Here is a 14,735-nt window from a genome sequence, read left to right as displayed (position 1 = left end):
ATTAGCGACCGCACTCGGATTAGTGTTTTTCATCAGCCTTTATTTTCCTCAGGATACCGGTCAACAGCGCAACGACGGATGCCACCACAGAAAACTGCCCAAGCATCAGCATCGCTAGCTTAGGCCAGAAGTTAATTTCTTCGGTAAACAATGGATGCCAGACCCACACGAGCGTCAAATTACCGGGAAACAACAATATCTGAACGCCCGGCATCGGCCCGCCCCATGTATCCCACAAATTCCAGCTGAGAGTAAAAGCTGCTAAACCGACGACTAGTGCGATAATGCCAGCGTAAAGTGCAACGGTGTGGGTTTTAAGCGTTTTCATATTGTTCCAGTTCAAAAGCGCACTGATTGACGCGAATGGAATGTGTGTATATATTTAGAATATACACATAACTAAAGGTGGCCGCCATGCGAACCAATATAGAAATAGATGACAAATTAATGAATGACGCGCTTAAGGCTACAGGAGTCAAAACAAAGAAAGAAGCCGTAGAGCTTGGCCTCAAAGCATTGATCAAAATGAAAAAACAAGAAGAAATAAAGCAGTACAGAGGCAAGCTGGAATGGTCAGGCGATCTCGACGATATGAGACGCGCCTCTTGATACTTGTGGATTCCAGCGTCTGGATTGATTACTTCAGCGGTAATGACTCAGCCGAGGCCGATTTTCTTGACCGTACTCTGGGTAGTCGCGCCGTCGCTATTGGCGATTTGATCCTGGTTGAGGTCCTCCAGGGGTTTCGGCACGACAGAGATTATAAGATTGCCAAACGCATGCTCGAAGAGCTAACCGTGTTTGAAATGCTTGGGCAAAGCATGGCAATAAAAAGTGCAGAGAATTTCCGAAAGTTACGCAAAAAAGGCATTACAATTCGAAAAACCGCCGACGTTATTATTGCGTCATTTTGCATCGAACATAACCTTCCTTTACTGTTCTCAGATAAAGACTTTCTGCCATTTGTAAAACATCTCGGACTTCTTAATGCTACTAGCATTTAGGGAAGCCATACAGACAACCAACCAGCAGGACAAATAACGTCATAACGAATGTGCGCATCGATTTCATACTGTGGTGCTCCAATGAAGTGCAACGGCTGTGGAATACATGGTGTCTCTTTCCTATACTCAGGAAACAACTGATTATTTTTTAAACACCCGGAGTTCCCTGATGCCCGATTCTGACTGCCTAGCCTTGCTTGCTAATCCGCATATACGTCTGTCGGGTTCTGTCGATCAGTCCATGTATGACCGCTTCCGTCAGCAGCTGGAAACCTGCCCCGCGGGGCCTATCGTTATTTCCATCACCACGCTCGGTGGTGATCCCGAGGTAGCGCGGCTGATGGGTGACGATGTTCGTTTACTAAGGGAGCAGGATGGGCGCGAGATAATATTCCTCGGTAAGGTCGCGGTTTATTCGGCTGGCGCCACGTTCATGGCAGCCTTCCCGGTCGATTGTCGTTTCCTGACCGAGGAGACATGGCTGATGATCCACGACCGCCAGATGCACAAAACCATCCCCCTCGACGGCCCTTTGCGTAGCTGCGTTGCAGTGCTCAAGGCCACACTTCACGAAATCGAACATTCCGTTATTATTGAGCAACAGGGCTTTCAGGCGATAATCAAAGACTCAAAGGTGGATTTCGACACAGTTTGCGAGCGGGCTCACGAAAACTGGTATATCAATTGCCGCGAGGCGGTCAAACTTGGGCTGGTCCATAACGTGATTTGAGCCGATCTATATTCCCAACGATGGTAGCAATATACGAGACCAGGCATTTTCACGCCGCAGCTAGAAGCTTACTGAATAGGGATGGCGAGTCTTGCAAGTCGCTCTCTTTCATCTGAAAATGAAACAGCAACTGAAGACACTTTACCCATCACACGATTTTCATCAACGAATCCCCAAGCGCGTGAATCCACACTATTGTTCCTGTAATCGCCCATCACGAACAACTTCCCGTCAGGAACAACAACGCGTCTTCCTGAGTTCGGAAAGCTTCTGCCTCTAATTACTTTAAAAGCATGCTCGGCTTCAAAAAGAGTCTCGGTGCCGAGAATAATATCATCCGTTGAATGGGTCACGGACTGCTCCAGGCGCCGATTATTTATATAGATGGTATTGTCTTCTATGTAGAGACTATCGCCGGGTACACCCATGACCCTTTTCACATAGAGCACATCTTCATGCGGCGGAATGAAGGTAATAATGTCGCCCCGCTCAGGCTGGCTCCATGTGAAAAGCCGCTTATTAAAATAAGGGAGCGATGGACCAAAGCTGGTCTTATCAATCCAGATGACATCGCCGGGAAGAATCGTCGGCTCCATAGAACTGGTGGGAACATGCGACCAATCTGCATAAGCGGTTCGGAAAAACAGCATCAGGAAAATAACGAGTAAAAATGATTTGTATCCTTTAACGACGCTTTTTACTTTATTCATTCGTATCGCTCCTAAGAATGGCTAACACATACCGTAGTTATCTTTCCGTTATCTGTACCATTTTTTGCAACTGAAGATAACGGTCTAACCGGGGAGTTATGTCATAGCGTCCAGTGCTAACTTGATGCGCAAAGTTATTGCAGCTTTCTAGCTGGTCATTATGACTCCCGGAAAGATGGGCATTGGCCATCCGAGCACTATCCCTCTCTATCGCAGCACCAAACTCCGCAGCCTCCGCGCGCGCTACAGCGAATCCCTTATCCTCCCCTAACTCTGCCTGTCTTAGTTTCATGTTAAGGTACGCCTGCGCCATGATTAACGTCCTACCAGCGTCTATATATTCTCTATTTCTGGTTTTCCAGCCATCACTTATGCCATCCATTATCGCGTCGTCTTGTCCAAGGAGATCCGTGCAGCTATGAGCAACTCCGGCTACATAAAGCTCAAGGACCCTCATATATGACGCTGCACTCATTAAATTTCTATACTCATCCTCAGGCGTCGTCGCCTCATCTTTATCCGCCGTTGAGGCACAGGATGCTAAAAAAACCACTTGAAGCAGAACACATAAGGTTCGCAATATTTCCTTATATTTCAATGCCTTCTCCGTGTTCCGATAGTAAATGATTTCTTAAAGGTCATTTACGGGCTTCTATTGACTCCGCTTCCAGTGCTTTATTTTTGCTGGAATCAAGAAAAAACCAGCCAACAACCACCAGAATCAATGGAGCTGAGTAGTAGCCAAGTTTAATGCCTATAGCACCATTGAATGTAGAGGCAGATGAAGTATCGAGTGAAGAAAGACCAAATATTTTCATCAATATGTTTCCAGCAGCAAGTACGAAAAATATGATCGCAATGTTTCGTCTTGTAGTAGCCTGTTTTCTGGCTTTATTCATTTTTATTCTCCCTGATTTAGAATGCTCGGCTCACCGAGCTTTTTTTTAGAAACTACACGGGCCGCAGTTGGTTATCCCCCACTCATAGCGGCCCCTACTCACAGCGGATGGTTCTCGAGCCACTCGCTGTCCTCTGCTTTTTTGGTGAAATTCCAAAGGCTGTCTTTATCAATAGACGAACTAATCAGCAGCCGTGTATCCGACACCCGATCAAACTCCACGTCGTAAAATCGTAAAACATGCTCCACCCGGTCTACATGCTCTTTAGTAAGCAACGCAGGGTCTTCAACGAAGCCCTCCCGGTTATCTAAGACAAGCGGCATATACTCCTGGCTTGCAGGAGCCTGGCTACAAGAACCAAGGAAAAGAGCGAGTATTAGGGCGCAGATAATTTTATGCTTCATGGATTACAACTCGATGTAAGTCCAAAGCTAGCAACACGCTTCACCGCAGGACACGTTGCTCCGGTTAAGTAAGAATCAAGGGTTTTCGCATGAACAGCGCGGTGCGAATGATATCAACGTAAATCTGTTCCTTGTCAGCATGACTTAGCAACGACACGCTCTCGCCATTTTGTAGGTTCACTTGTATCTGGTTATTCACATAACTGCGCTCACCGGTGGTAAGTAGCTTGTTAAGCTGCAATGACTCGACGTCACGAAATCGAATGTTGCGCTTGTTACCGGGCAGCGTCAGCAGCTCTTTTCGGCTGTCTAACGTCGCGTTACTGGTACCAGATCCAAGCAAATAGAGACCTACCAAACTAAAAGGAATAGCCAACATTACGCTCTGCATAAACCCGCCCCACTCCATAAACTGGATGGGAATGGGGCCGCCAGTCAGCGACTGATATAGAAAATACAATTCGACTCCAAGCGCCCCATGAGGCGAGAGTAAAAAGGCGAGTGCCATGATAGTCAGGGTTTTACTGCGGACTACTTTAAGCTTGTGTTTGTTGGTTGCTTTTAGTCGACCGGTAGAGAAGTTCGAGGCGTTACGCGCTGGCGCAGCATCGCGCTGACTGCTTTGAGGAGCAAGCTGCAGACCAGGAATGTTCCCGGGCTCGCTTTCCAGCCACTGCCGCTCATCACGGCTAAAGCCCGGTTCAGACCCGAGCAGATAATACAAACCCAGCAAAATAAAGGTGCCGAACATGACGGCATTGCCAATCCAAACCCGCAAAAAACTGCGCTGTAACCGCGATTTTCCTTTTTCTAAGGCAATAATAAAAATATTGGCGTCAGCGATTCTGGTTTCCAGCAAACGGATATCTTCTTCCGTACTGTCGCTAGCGGCGCCCGTCGTGGCTTGCTCGAGTTCATGACGCAGCTCTGCAAGTTCCGTGCGGTGTTTGTCAATTCGCTCGCTATGACTCTCCATGCTTTGATGGTGGAGGCTCCACGAGCGCTTCACTTGATGAGCAGCAGCACCGATAACCATAGTGATAAGAATGAGGATAAGTACACGAATAGTCCATTTGATCACGTTAATAAGTCCATTTAGGTTCGAATAACCCTAATAGTAACAAAACCTTACAGGGGAAAGCGACTGTATCAGAGCGCTGCTGTTACTATGCCCTACCCGAACCAAGCCATGAGCGGAGTCGGGAGCCCCATTTTCTCTCATAGAAAGGTTTGGTTTGATTGATAAAGTAGTCGCTCACCCCCTGTTCATTCTCATGAACCGGGTATAAATCAACTGGCTCACCGTCAGGTGCAGTATCACCCGCTACATTGCCGGCCTCCCTCATCACCTTCTCACTACCGCCTTCTGCTTCGATGCCCACTATTAGATGTGGCCTTTCATCAACAGAGGTATCGTGCATGAGCGCTAAGTATGCTTTTTTAACATTACTGTGCTTCGCTAAAAGCTGGGTAAGAGAATCAACCATTCTAGAGGGATAGTTAGACGGCTGGCCGAGTAGCACCTTAGTTTCTTTCTCAACCACCCTTGGAGACGGCGCCCGACTAATGCCGATAGATAACAGCTGAGCAACTTCTTCGGGACTAAACTCCTTGCCATACTCCGACATAGGGTTGAGAACCAGTCTGGCCCCCTCGGTCATCTCAAATAAAGAACGGGCCGGCAAAGCCAGGAATGATTCTTCGCGCTCAATCGATTTCTGCAGAACTTCCAGCGATGAAAAGAACGGGATGACAGGTGACGCATCGGCCTTTTCCCAGTGTTTGATCTGGATTTTACTGCCGGCCTCTAAATAGACCTCTCCGTCAGTATCTGCCTCTGCGGTTGTTCCGAGTACAAATACCTTCGAGCTCAGCAGGACTTCACAGAACTGCGGCCGATGAGCCGGCTCCCCCGCTGCCAAGCGTAAAATTTCTTCCAGTTTATTTTCTTCAGTTATTTCCACGATTTTTAGCTTGCATCCCACGTGCAGATTTCATTTACGCCATAGAAACCACCGGCACTAAACCAGAGCCCTCCCTTTCCACAGATCGAACAAGCCGATGCATTATCCACCTTAAAGACAAAATTGTCGGGTCACGGAAATATTTAAATTTCATTTTATTCAGAATTTTTGATTGGGTGTTTAGGTTTTCCCAATGTACGTATATACAGCTAACTCAACTAATAAATACCATAATACACAAGCCAACGAAATTCCGGCGGATATAATTGCCTCCTTTTTTCCATAGTGTTCACTATCAAGTCGTCTACTAAAAACAATGAAGCCCACAATGAAAAAGCAAATCAAATAAGGCGGAATGAAAACCTCGACACCCTGTACGTTTGACGCAATCGCCATTTGCGGTGCGGCGATGATAGCTCGAACAACAAATGCGATTCCCGCTGTAAGGTAAATAGCACGGAATGGGTTATTTATTCTAAATAGTCGAGAATTTTTCCCCAGCCACGCTAAAAAAATAGCTGGTATCAAGGTAACTCCAAGAAACCCAACTAAGAGAAAAAGCCCTATGAGGAAAAATGAGGGAGCAACAATCATAATTAAAACCTAATGCCGAACTCAGAGGCGAATTGTTATGGTTGTGGGTCAGACTCGGCCTTTTTTGAGTACTTCTCGACCACCTTTCCAGTGGTCGCCCAAATCAACACTCCGCTCCACGCGATTAATGAGAACCCCGCAGGGACACACGCAAGTAAGATCAATTTGAAGTGCTTGCGGTTGAAAAACAAAGCGAGGACTGCAGGCAGGAACCATAGAGCTACAACTACAATACCCACAATAGCTATCATTATGTAATTTTCACTAACAAATATCTTCTCTAAAAACTCCATCTACCTTTCCTCCGGTGAAACATAACGCCCGAAATAACCGACGTGCGTTAGCGTGTCTGGCGCCGCAGGCGCGAACTGATGCGACTTGTTATGCAGCTGTAAGCTCAACCTTCTGCACCTTATCTAAACTCAAATTCTTTCCTGCATGCCACAAATCGTAAGCATCCTGCATCGCCAACCAACTTTCAGGGCTTCTACCTAAAGCTTTCGATAAACGAAGAGCCATTTCCGGGCTAATGCCACTTTGACACTTCAAAACCCGGTTCAAAGTAGACGGTGAAACATCTAATTTTGCCGCCAGATAACGGCAACTCAAGCCAAAAGGTTCCATATAGGTTGCAGATATAAATTCACCCGGATGGGCTGGGTTAAACATTACAGACATCAGTGATAATCCTCATAGTCAAGCAGATACACATGGCCATCACGAAACTCAAAGGTCAAACGCCAGTTGCCACTGACCGTGATCGACCAAATGCCCTTTCGGTCACCTTTTAACGGATGGAGTTTGTATCCAGGAATGTCGAGATCTGAAGCTTCCATCGCAGTATTCAGCGCCGTTAATTGCAAACGCAATCTAGTAGCATGTTTCACCTGAATACCACGGGTACTTCCTGTTTCGAAGTAAAGCCTCAGTCCCTTGTGCTTGAAAGTTCTAATCATGGATTATAGTGTAGCGCGTTGCGCAACAGTGTCAAACTGTATAGCGCACGGCTATGCAGCGCGAGCTTGCGAGCGTCCGGCAGCCGAAGGCTGCGAACATAAGCCGCTTGTTAAATGTCTTTCGCTTCAACAGCCGTACCTATCCTTTATATACTGATGGTAGTACTGCCCCACCGACCTAGCACTGATGAACTCACGGAAAACTCTCTCGGGAACCCTGCAAAAACTGTAGACAGGGTCGCTGTCTTCAAAATCTACATACATGCGCATAGCGTCGGAATCGTAGCCAATACGCCGAATAGCCGTTGACCTAACCATTACCCATTCTGCCATTGTTCCCTCTCCTTTTTAAGCCGGTCTCCGGTCAGAACCCGTTAGATACATGATGTGTTGTAGCATTTAACGCCAAAAGAACCCGTGCCTACGGCGTCGGGTTACTTGCCTTAGGCTTAGGTACTTCAAAGTAGCTGAGAACTTCAAATGCAAGCCTGCTTTCATTAAGTGGTTTTTCGTATTGAAAATAGCAATTCCAATAACTGATGGCCCTTTGTCTAGTGAGATGTATAAATCCTGGATTTTCGTTAAAGAATTCAATATACATATCACGGTTTAACTTACCTAAATTGCTATGGATTATGCTGATAATCTCAATCACATACTCTCCACATAGCTGTATTACAAAGGGAACAACATACGGGCTATTGGTATGAATAACTTCCCTCAAAAATCGCTCCCTTACAAAACCGTCTGACATTCTTGAATAAAGGCACGACCATACTAACTGCTGTGCGTCAGAGCAGTTCAAAGGTGGTGGAACGTCACCATAGAGCCGCGAGGGTATGCTTATGTTTTCTCCCTGCACTATCACATCAAATGTATGCTTTGGCATGCCTAGGTTACGTGACAAGAACCTAGGAACCATTACCTTATGTTCTTCTATTAATTCTCTCATTTCTGGCATGATGCTCAATGGTTTTGAAGGCTAACGCTCAAAGCAGCGGTGCCGAACGCATCCGATGCCTTTGCTTGTTATAGCCATTTTGTACGCTCGAACTCAAACCAGGGAGTGCAGTTTCGCCACCGCAGTCTCTGAAACTGTAAACCTTGAGCTTTTGCAGGTTAACTATTTTTGAAATATCAGACTCGCTGCAATCTTGGCCAAAAACAATTCCTTTCAATGAATTTTTGAATTCGAAAAAAATCTCATCTTGATGCTCAAAAATGGCAAATCTAAACTCTGATTCATGCTCCCAATCTTTGGCCTTTTCGAAATACAACCTATTTTGATATTTTAAGATATGCTCGTAAGCATAGTCTTTCGCGCCATGCTTTTCTAAGTGATCCACATTGATAATGAAGGCGGATTCCATTTGCATTTCTTGAATAATCCGATCTTTGTAGTCAACATGGTCATACTTATAAGTCTCCGATGAAAATGCATCATGAAACAGATTTGTAAACCTATTGAAATCAAATATAAGACAAACTCCTGCATGATTCCCACCGTATTGAGCCCACATTCTCAGTTTGCAAAATCCTCTTTTGGGTGTGTCAATCATATGATTTCCAGTTAACTCACCATCCTTAGAAAAGCAAAGCAGCTTTGTTAGCTTTTTGAAGTAAGGGTTTAAGGTTTCTGAAAAATATTCCGGTGTATAATCTGTTAAATCTCTGTTTTCGTTTGTTCCAGGTATGAAGAACCAATTTTTGGATTCTTTTGGATCATTTGTTTCCAAAAATGATGAAAACATAAGTTGTCCATGTTTGAGTATGTGCTCTATCGCTGTCGATGATTTTGTATAGTGGTATATACTTTGCACTGTCTTTTTGATAAGTGAACAATTTCTTCAGTTACTCTCTGTGGTTATAACGCCGCTCAGCACGCGCGGCTATGAAATGGAGGCGAAGCCGCAATGTAGTAGACGTCGCCGTGACTGGCCTTGTTAGGTGAAACACCCAAGCTATCGAGATCTTACCGCATGAAACTCTCGACGTAGCCAGTTGCGTATCCAAGAGAAAAAATTAGAAGCCCCGCATGTGCAATGACCTGAAATACATACGCCCACTTGAATCCGAGATACAGCCAAAATTTATTTCTCTCGTTAGACAGTACCGCCGACAGATTCGGACGATTACAGGTGTTGGTAATTGCCGCCTCGAATAGAAGCGCATATATAAGCAAAGCGATCAAGTAATGCAGGGCTACTTTGTGATCAGCGGCAAGGCCGAGCACCGCTTCGCCTTCGATCTTAAAGAAGGACACGATAGCTGCGACCGCAGCAATTAACACCATGTCGAATTTAAAGTAGAACAGGCAACTGTCTCTCCATCGAGAGAGCGCCGAAATGAATGATGCCTGCTTTGTTTCAACTTCCATATTCACCTAACGCCTCAAACACCGGTGCAGCTTGCTGCGCCCGATGCTTTGAATTGTTAGGGTTTACTACATGGGGCAATGAAATTAAAACTGAAAGTCCAGTCCCCTCATTTATCCATTCATTACATGAAGCAGTCAACTCGACTCTGGAAGGCTGATCAACATAAAACTTAGCTCCATGAATAAAGGTATGATGAGCATTGATTACAAGATCATCTTCACATCTTAGTACATGCCTGAACCCATCTGTAGGAATAAGAGTAGCGAATGAAAGCATTATCCAGTGATCAGAACCTGCTTCTGTCATATCAATTGAGATATCAAGGTGAGAGCATTTTTTTGCATATTTAGACAGTGGTATTGTTGATAGTCGAGCAGAACCAGCATCGATTTCAATATCTTCATACTCAAATTCTTCAATTACTTGTCGCTCTCCATGCGGAGTATTTACCACAACCTTGCGGCAAGATGATTTCTCTTCTCCTTTGAGGAAACCCACTTTAATATCACTATAACCGTCTTTAGTCGGATAAAGACGATAGGATATATTTGAATCAACATAAACTGTATTGGAATCAAGATATGCTCTAGCATTTATTAAATAATTACTTCGTACACACTTATTTGTTACATCCATTGCTTGGCTTATATATGTATTTAGGTAATCTTCAATATTTGAATATGCTTGCTTTTCTTCCATTGACGGCTTGATTAGAGCACTTAGTGCTTCTCTCTTACTTTCAGAGTCTATATTCCCTAGGAAATTTCTGCTGACAACGATGTCTTGCAACAAACTTCTTATTTTGTCTACAAATTCTGACGTACCACTGGCATAGGTAAAGATTGAAGCAACAAGAACTGCTATACCAACAGACTCAACAGCTTTCACTAATACACTATAACCAAATAACATTCGAGGAAATTGTAAATCCACTAAAATTGCCAAAAGAACAAGAACAATCCCAAGCCAGAAGTAGTTGGTAAATAACTTTAAAAATCCGTAATTACTATTCTTAGACATTCGATACTTCCATGATTCTATTTACTTATGTGTTAGCCTAACGCCCGCATAAACGGCGCGAGTTTGCGAGCGTCCGGCGACTGATAGGAAGCGAATTTGATGCGATTGTTAGGTGCTTACCTTGACAATAATGCAACAAACTCTTCATCTGTAATCTCTTTTTCTGGATAAGGATGATCATCGTGCACAACCCAGCCGCTGTGGCCATGTTCCAACCTATGCTGAGACCCTACCAATACACAATTTGGCAAAACGACTTCTTTAACAAAAGGCGTTTCCTCATGCTCTTTAGCCACGTACATCGCCCCCTTAGTACCCGAAATGTACCAAGGTTGCCCACCAAACGAAGAGAACTGTTTTTTTATAATTTGTTGTAAGGTTTGTATTGCTTCGAGTGCACCTTCCTTGGCAGTGTTATCTGTTTCAGGGTTGAAGTGAATGGATTGATTGCGAACCCCTGCTAGTTTTCTGAAAAGGTCAGCGGCTTCTGGAAGAAGCACCGACCATGAAATAAGTGTTTCAATAGCGACATCCCAATTGTCGAAGGACTCTTTTCTATAGACCTTTTTATACTCAGGTGTTGATTTATAATAACCTCGTAAGTGAAGGATTAATCGGTTAAGCATCCGTTCTCCAAGAGTACAAGCAGAAACCAGCGCCGGATAGTAACTCCCATGTACGAACGCATTCCGGCACTGCCTCATGAACACGTTGTGAAAGGAGATCAAAGACAGAGGGTTAGCGCCAAGCACTGTAAAGTCATCAATTTTGCGTTCGTGATCTTTAGCTCCAAACTCAAACACTAAGCCATCACGAATAGATCGTTTGTTTTGAAGCCAAAGCTGACTATTACTTTCCTCCCAGTCATCTTTGATTTCTGTATTAAGCATGACTGCTCGGGTGTCGAAATCGTATGCTAGAACTCTATATCGCTTCATGTCATTTGGCACCTAACGCCGTTGTTCAGCGGCAGCCTTGGCAGAGCGAAGCGGCGGCAAGGCTGTCCGTTGGAGAGCCTCTAGGCCCGGAACGAACTGCAAATATTGGTTAACCCATGGACTTCAGTCACCCCCTAACTATCGGGAAGTCAATCTTTGGTAGCGATCTGGCGTCTTTCCCAATAGACCAAATCCAGCAGAATGCTACTAGATCCTTTTTATCTTTACCTTGTAATTCATCTATTGTAAATCTAAAAGCCGGACACGCAATCTCATGCACTTGTGAATTCTCTTCGATAGTAAATAGTTTACTAGAGAATTCTTTCTCAAGTGTTGTGTGCCTGCGCTGTTCAACAACTCCTGAAAAAATAGAAAGCCTTATTGGATGAGCACACTTTAGCAACTTAGACCAGTCCTCTTTTATCTGGCCTGGCGTAGCCCCATCACTTTTTATTTCAATAGCGGTATCATGCGCCTCTTTAGGAGGTCCAAGTGTAAGATCAATCCTTTTTCTCGCATTTGGATACGGCTGCTCTTTTAAAGTAACAAATGACTCTGATAACGTATCAATCAGAATCTCTCTTAAAAGTTGACGCACTAAAAACTCATCTGTCGCGTCATCAAACCTTGCTCCGGCATCAAAATACAATGTCGGCACCTTAGCAGATAGCCGATAAGCCACTCTCTGCCAATTAAGTTCAATCTTTCCTATTGCTTCAGGCGCATTCGGCAAGTTCACCACCATACCCAATAGCGAGGGCCTCTTTAGGAATAGTTAAATGATCAGCCAAAGCTTCCCAGCTAACAGCTCTACCCCAGCTAGGGCTACCATTTTCGTCAAATTCAACTGGCATAAGAGAATATGAATGCTCCAAAAGGCCTACACCTGTTGGGTAGTGTTCAAACCATTTCGCGTTTTTCGATATTTTACTAAGATTAATCAGATCCTCTCTTATTATTTCAGCCGCGTTAGTTACAGAAGTACCGTAATAATCCTTTAACTGGCTACATATCACAATCATCAATTTGTCCGACTTCCTGACAATAATAGTCAACGAACATTTGGACTCGACAATTGAAGAAAAGCCCTTAAAAGTGAATTCATCACAAACCTCCAAGCAGTCCAGAATTTCTGGCCATTTATTCAGATCCTCAAACTTATCTTTCATATCAGGGGATATCCTCACTCATAGAAATAGTTAACGCTTCAATAATGGGCCGGAACGCGGCGGCGAAGCTGCGGAGTGGAGGTCCAGCCCCGCAGGGGCGCCATTGATTGATTTGTTAAGAGTTTTCATGCTCTTCGATTAGGGCCAACAACTCGCCTGGCTTCACAATATGGGCATTACAAATTTTGTGTAACTCGCCACGTAGCTTCAGTATACGGTTGTCGGTGGTAATGAAATAGCCTCCATACTTATGGGCCTCAAACACATGCTCGGCATCCTGCTGCATTTTCTCGGGCTTGCCATTACCAGTGAGAATATCCCATATCTCCTGCTTCTTCTGCCGCTCGTGCTGCGCCAACCCAGTTTCGATGGTGTAGAGCTTCTTAGCTGCAGCGGCTTTGACATGCGTTGGAGTATTTGGGTGCTCAGACTCTTTAAGAGTTGAGTGAGCGACAACGAGGTTTATTTCTCCCTTTTCATAGCGCTCAAATATTTCATCTGATGCACTGGTCTCCGGCTCATATTTTGGATCAAATGCACATGAGTCAATAAAGATATTTGCATAAAACGGATCTAGTGCCATGAGACTCTCCTTGTACTCTTAACGCCTCACACAGCGGCGCGCGTTAGCGCGTCCAGCCCGAAGGGCGATGCTGCTTTGACTTGTTACATGTTTACTCGACATTGCCTTCAATCCATGAGGAAATATCTGGATGATTAGCTTGTGCTGAGCTTGTTAATTCTGATGGGTTTTCGCAGAGCGAGCCTGTATAAGATTTTGCTTTCTTGAATAGCAGCTCCCAATCCAACTCGTCTTTCTCTTCATCATCTGGATCAAGCCAGCAGCCATCGAAGAAAACTTTCCCAGAAGTGATTTGCCATACAAAATCATGGGCACTATTTGAAACAAGTGCTCTTTCGCCTTCGGAACCCAAGAAAACCACCGGCGGTTCACCTTTCAAATCAGGGTAGAACCAAAGACAAAATAAAGAGCCACAGCCGTCTTGACCAAATTGGATGAAATTATGTTCTGTTTCTCTCCACTTCTTTCCTCCCAGCCACATATCTAAGACGTCTGATGTTTCTGAGAATGTTTGCCTGTTAGCTTCGTAATCAATGGGCCAACTTATCACCTCTTCGAGCGACATCCTATCTAGGAAGGCAATATCCTCTTGCGTTTTTTTACTTAGTTCAAATTCCACACTGTCATCCTTAAGCCATGTAACGCTTTGCTCACCGGAAAATTCGGAGCGTAGCGAGTAATTTTCCCGTGTGCAGCAACTGGTTACGTTTCCTCTGGTTATAGTGCGAGAGAACGTACCCATTTGTTCTGGTGTTCACGGCCAGCCAATAAATCAGTCAATCGGGATTCAACGTGTTCCGGCTCCCACACCGCCGCTCGCTCCAAATTGACACAATCATCCCGCAAAGCACGCTTTTCCTCCGGATGGCGATATAAACTTGCCAGAGATGATGTCTTTTTTAAAAAACCAAGGGTCCAGTTCTACGTGTGACGGCAAATCTATAGTGCCAACGATAGACCAGTGGGCCTTACCGATAGCGTTGTTTATCACCCATACCGAGAAGGCAATAGGCGCACTCGAAATATCGGCCGGCATCTCCTTGGTATTGGCTCGGCGTGTGAAGAATGCTATCAATGGTTCCTCAACGACAACGCCAAAGCCGAATCCCCCATCCTCGAGCGGAACCGCCACTACGTTCCCTTCAGTCCATCGCTTTGCTCTGACCTCTCCCCCACGAATAGAACCATGACATCGATGAGATTTCCATTAAAATGGGTCAAGTGGAGATCTCAAAATGAAAAAACGTTACAGCGAAGAACAAATCATCAAGGCCATCAAAGAGCACGAGGCTGGAGCCAAGGTCGAGGACATTTGCCGTCGCCTAGGCATATCCAATGGCACTTTTTACAACTGGCGCAGTAAATACGCTGGTATGGAAGTCAACG

26 protein-coding genes are annotated in these 14,735 nt (G+C 44.9%); 4 read left to right on the top strand and 22 right to left on the bottom strand.

Translation table 11 applies throughout. The features are described 5' to 3' along the window. Positions 1-19: 19 nt before the first annotated feature. Positions 20-328, bottom strand: coding sequence for a hypothetical protein (locus CWE12_RS07080; protein ID WP_126789003.1), 309 nt, complete (start codon positions 326-328; stop codon positions 20-22). An 86-nt stretch (positions 329-414) separates the two neighbouring features. Here CWE12_RS07080 and CWE12_RS07075 point away from each other — a divergent pair, with 86 nt between their 5' ends. The 3 genes from CWE12_RS07075 to CWE12_RS07065 all read left to right on the top strand — a co-directional run bounded on the left by CWE12_RS07075 (position 415) and on the right by CWE12_RS07065 (position 1,734). Continuing rightward, positions 415-609, top strand: a complete 195-nt coding sequence (locus tag CWE12_RS07075; RefSeq protein WP_126789002.1) for a type II toxin-antitoxin system VapB family antitoxin — start codon at positions 415-417, stop codon at positions 607-609. Between the two features lie 5 nt (positions 610-614). Continuing rightward, positions 615-1,004: a type II toxin-antitoxin system VapC family toxin gene (gene vapC / locus CWE12_RS07070; RefSeq protein ID WP_241984180.1), complete on the top strand. Its 390-nt coding sequence runs from the start codon at positions 615-617 to the stop codon at positions 1,002-1,004. Between the two features lie 169 nt (positions 1,005-1,173). Continuing rightward, positions 1,174-1,734, top strand: coding sequence for an ATP-dependent Clp protease proteolytic subunit (locus CWE12_RS07065; protein ID WP_126789000.1), 561 nt, complete (start codon positions 1,174-1,176; stop codon positions 1,732-1,734). A 68-nt stretch (positions 1,735-1,802) separates the two neighbouring features. Here CWE12_RS07065 and lepB read toward each other — a convergent pair whose 3' ends face one another. From lepB to CWE12_RS13755, 21 genes are all read right to left on the bottom strand, one after another. Beyond that, positions 1,803-2,444, bottom strand: coding sequence for a signal peptidase I (lepB, locus tag CWE12_RS07060; RefSeq protein ID WP_126788999.1), 642 nt, complete (start codon positions 2,442-2,444; stop codon positions 1,803-1,805). A 37-nt stretch (positions 2,445-2,481) separates the two neighbouring features. Then, a complete protein-coding gene (locus tag CWE12_RS07055) occupies positions 2,482-3,042 on the bottom strand; it encodes a hypothetical protein (RefSeq protein WP_126788998.1) in 561 nt (186 codons plus the stop codon). A 40-nt stretch (positions 3,043-3,082) separates the two neighbouring features. Beyond that, complete coding sequence (locus tag CWE12_RS07050) at positions 3,083-3,343, bottom strand: hypothetical protein (RefSeq protein ID WP_126788997.1); 261 nt, start codon at positions 3,341-3,343, stop codon at positions 3,083-3,085. A 98-nt stretch (positions 3,344-3,441) separates the two neighbouring features. Further along, entirely contained in the window at positions 3,442-3,666 is a 225-nt protein-coding gene (locus CWE12_RS07045; RefSeq protein ID WP_126788996.1) for a hypothetical protein, read from the bottom strand. Between the two features lie 145 nt (positions 3,667-3,811). After that, on the bottom strand, positions 3,812-4,828 hold the full coding sequence (locus CWE12_RS07040; protein WP_126788995.1) for a hypothetical protein: 1,017 nt from the start codon (positions 4,826-4,828) through the stop codon (positions 3,812-3,814). Positions 4,829-4,913: 85 nt separating this feature from the next. Beyond that, entirely contained in the window at positions 4,914-5,711 is a 798-nt protein-coding gene (gene sseB, locus CWE12_RS07035; RefSeq protein WP_126788994.1) for an enhanced serine sensitivity protein SseB, read from the bottom strand. A gap of 180 nt (positions 5,712-5,891) precedes the next feature. Then, entirely contained in the window at positions 5,892-6,305 is a 414-nt protein-coding gene (locus CWE12_RS07030; protein ID WP_126788993.1) for a hypothetical protein, read from the bottom strand. 35 nt (positions 6,306-6,340) lie between these two features. Continuing rightward, positions 6,341-6,598 (bottom strand): superinfection immunity protein, encoded by a 258-nt coding sequence (locus CWE12_RS07025; protein ID WP_126788992.1) that lies wholly within the window; start codon positions 6,596-6,598, stop codon positions 6,341-6,343. Positions 6,599-6,686: 88 nt separating this feature from the next. Next, positions 6,687-6,983, bottom strand: coding sequence for a HigA family addiction module antitoxin (locus CWE12_RS07020; protein ID WP_126788991.1), 297 nt, complete (start codon positions 6,981-6,983; stop codon positions 6,687-6,689). Then, complete coding sequence (locus tag CWE12_RS07015; RefSeq protein ID WP_126788990.1) at positions 6,983-7,261, bottom strand: type II toxin-antitoxin system RelE/ParE family toxin; 279 nt, start codon at positions 7,259-7,261, stop codon at positions 6,983-6,985. The genes CWE12_RS07020 and CWE12_RS07015 overlap by 1 nt, the downstream gene beginning before the upstream one ends. 126 nt (positions 7,262-7,387) lie before the next feature. Beyond that, positions 7,388-7,579, bottom strand: coding sequence for a KTSC domain-containing protein (locus tag CWE12_RS13765; protein WP_420836634.1), 192 nt, complete (start codon positions 7,577-7,579; stop codon positions 7,388-7,390). Between the two features lie 81 nt (positions 7,580-7,660). Continuing rightward, entirely contained in the window at positions 7,661-7,867 is a 207-nt protein-coding gene (locus CWE12_RS13760; RefSeq protein ID WP_126788988.1) for an RRXRR domain-containing protein, read from the bottom strand. A gap of 383 nt (positions 7,868-8,250) precedes the next feature. Then, entirely contained in the window at positions 8,251-9,012 is a 762-nt protein-coding gene (locus CWE12_RS07000; protein WP_198675715.1) for a DUF2971 domain-containing protein, read from the bottom strand. Positions 9,013-9,233: 221 nt separating this feature from the next. After that, positions 9,234-9,638 (bottom strand): hypothetical protein, encoded by a 405-nt coding sequence (locus CWE12_RS06995; protein ID WP_126788987.1) that lies wholly within the window; start codon positions 9,636-9,638, stop codon positions 9,234-9,236. After that, a complete protein-coding gene (locus CWE12_RS06990) occupies positions 9,628-10,659 on the bottom strand; it encodes a hypothetical protein (protein WP_126788986.1) in 1,032 nt (343 codons plus the stop codon). The genes CWE12_RS06995 and CWE12_RS06990 overlap by 11 nt, the downstream gene beginning before the upstream one ends. A gap of 116 nt (positions 10,660-10,775) precedes the next feature. After that, entirely contained in the window at positions 10,776-11,549 is a 774-nt protein-coding gene (locus tag CWE12_RS06985) for a hypothetical protein (RefSeq protein ID WP_198675714.1), read from the bottom strand. A 175-nt stretch (positions 11,550-11,724) separates the two neighbouring features. Beyond that, positions 11,725-12,330, bottom strand: a complete 606-nt coding sequence (locus tag CWE12_RS06980) for a hypothetical protein (RefSeq protein ID WP_126788984.1) — start codon at positions 12,328-12,330, stop codon at positions 11,725-11,727. Further along, complete coding sequence (locus CWE12_RS06975; protein WP_126788983.1) at positions 12,314-12,766, bottom strand: hypothetical protein; 453 nt, start codon at positions 12,764-12,766, stop codon at positions 12,314-12,316. The genes CWE12_RS06980 and CWE12_RS06975 overlap by 17 nt, the downstream gene beginning before the upstream one ends. A gap of 115 nt (positions 12,767-12,881) precedes the next feature. Then, positions 12,882-13,349, bottom strand: a complete 468-nt coding sequence (locus CWE12_RS06970; protein ID WP_126788982.1) for a PIN domain-containing protein — start codon at positions 13,347-13,349, stop codon at positions 12,882-12,884. A 91-nt stretch (positions 13,350-13,440) separates the two neighbouring features. Beyond that, positions 13,441-13,968: a hypothetical protein gene (locus CWE12_RS06965; protein WP_126788981.1), complete on the bottom strand. Its 528-nt coding sequence runs from the start codon at positions 13,966-13,968 to the stop codon at positions 13,441-13,443. 216 nt (positions 13,969-14,184) lie between these two features. Further along, positions 14,185-14,481, bottom strand: a complete 297-nt coding sequence (locus CWE12_RS13755) for an Imm26 family immunity protein (protein ID WP_157981939.1) — start codon at positions 14,479-14,481, stop codon at positions 14,185-14,187. 103 nt (positions 14,482-14,584) lie between these two features. On the opposite strand from CWE12_RS13755, the gene CWE12_RS06955 reads away from it, so the two are divergent. Then, on the top strand, positions 14,585-14,735 hold a 151-nt coding region (locus CWE12_RS06955), incomplete at its 3' end, for a transposase (RefSeq protein ID WP_133306975.1).

This window comes from Aliidiomarina sedimenti, from assembly GCF_003986955.1.
GTDB classification, from domain to species: Bacteria; Pseudomonadota; Gammaproteobacteria; order Enterobacterales; family Alteromonadaceae; genus Aliidiomarina; species Aliidiomarina sedimenti.
Note: the sequence above shows the minus strand (reverse complement) of the source record. Positions and strands in the feature narration are given on the sequence as shown.

Coding starts and splice junctions, on each gene's coding strand:
- CWE12_RS07050 (WP_126788997.1), bottom strand. CDS start 3,343: ATGAATAAAGCCAGAAAACAGGCTACTACAAGACGAAACATTGCGATC.
- lepB (WP_126788999.1), bottom strand. CDS start 2,444: ATGAATAAAGTAAAAAGCGTCGTTAAAGGATACAAATCATTTTTACTC.
- CWE12_RS06995 (WP_126788987.1), bottom strand. CDS start 9,638: ATGGAAGTTGAAACAAAGCAGGCATCATTCATTTCGGCGCTCTCTCGA.
- CWE12_RS07045 (WP_126788996.1), bottom strand. CDS start 3,666: ATGCCGCTTGTCTTAGATAACCGGGAGGGCTTCGTTGAAGACCCTGCG.
- CWE12_RS06985 (WP_198675714.1), bottom strand. CDS start 11,549: ATGCTTAATACAGAAATCAAAGATGACTGGGAGGAAAGTAATAGTCAG.
- CWE12_RS13765 (WP_420836634.1), bottom strand. CDS start 7,579: ATGGTTAGGTCAACGGCTATTCGGCGTATTGGCTACGATTCCGACGCT.
- CWE12_RS07020 (WP_126788991.1), bottom strand. CDS start 6,983: ATGTCTGTAATGTTTAACCCAGCCCATCCGGGTGAATTTATATCTGCA.
- CWE12_RS07080 (WP_126789003.1), bottom strand. CDS start 328: ATGAAAACGCTTAAAACCCACACCGTTGCACTTTACGCTGGCATTATC.
- CWE12_RS07065 (WP_126789000.1), top strand. CDS start 1,174: ATGCCCGATTCTGACTGCCTAGCCTTGCTTGCTAATCCGCATATACGT.
- CWE12_RS07075 (WP_126789002.1), top strand. CDS start 415: ATGCGAACCAATATAGAAATAGATGACAAATTAATGAATGACGCGCTT.
- CWE12_RS06970 (WP_126788982.1), bottom strand. CDS start 13,349: ATGGCACTAGATCCGTTTTATGCAAATATCTTTATTGACTCATGTGCA.
- CWE12_RS07025 (WP_126788992.1), bottom strand. CDS start 6,598: ATGGAGTTTTTAGAGAAGATATTTGTTAGTGAAAATTACATAATGATA.
- CWE12_RS07000 (WP_198675715.1), bottom strand. CDS start 9,012: ATGTTTTCATCATTTTTGGAAACAAATGATCCAAAAGAATCCAAAAAT.
- CWE12_RS06975 (WP_126788983.1), bottom strand. CDS start 12,766: ATGAAAGATAAGTTTGAGGATCTGAATAAATGGCCAGAAATTCTGGAC.
- CWE12_RS07030 (WP_126788993.1), bottom strand. CDS start 6,305: ATGATTGTTGCTCCCTCATTTTTCCTCATAGGGCTTTTTCTCTTAGTT.
- CWE12_RS06990 (WP_126788986.1), bottom strand. CDS start 10,659: ATGTCTAAGAATAGTAATTACGGATTTTTAAAGTTATTTACCAACTAC.
- CWE12_RS07015 (WP_126788990.1), bottom strand. CDS start 7,261: ATGATTAGAACTTTCAAGCACAAGGGACTGAGGCTTTACTTCGAAACA.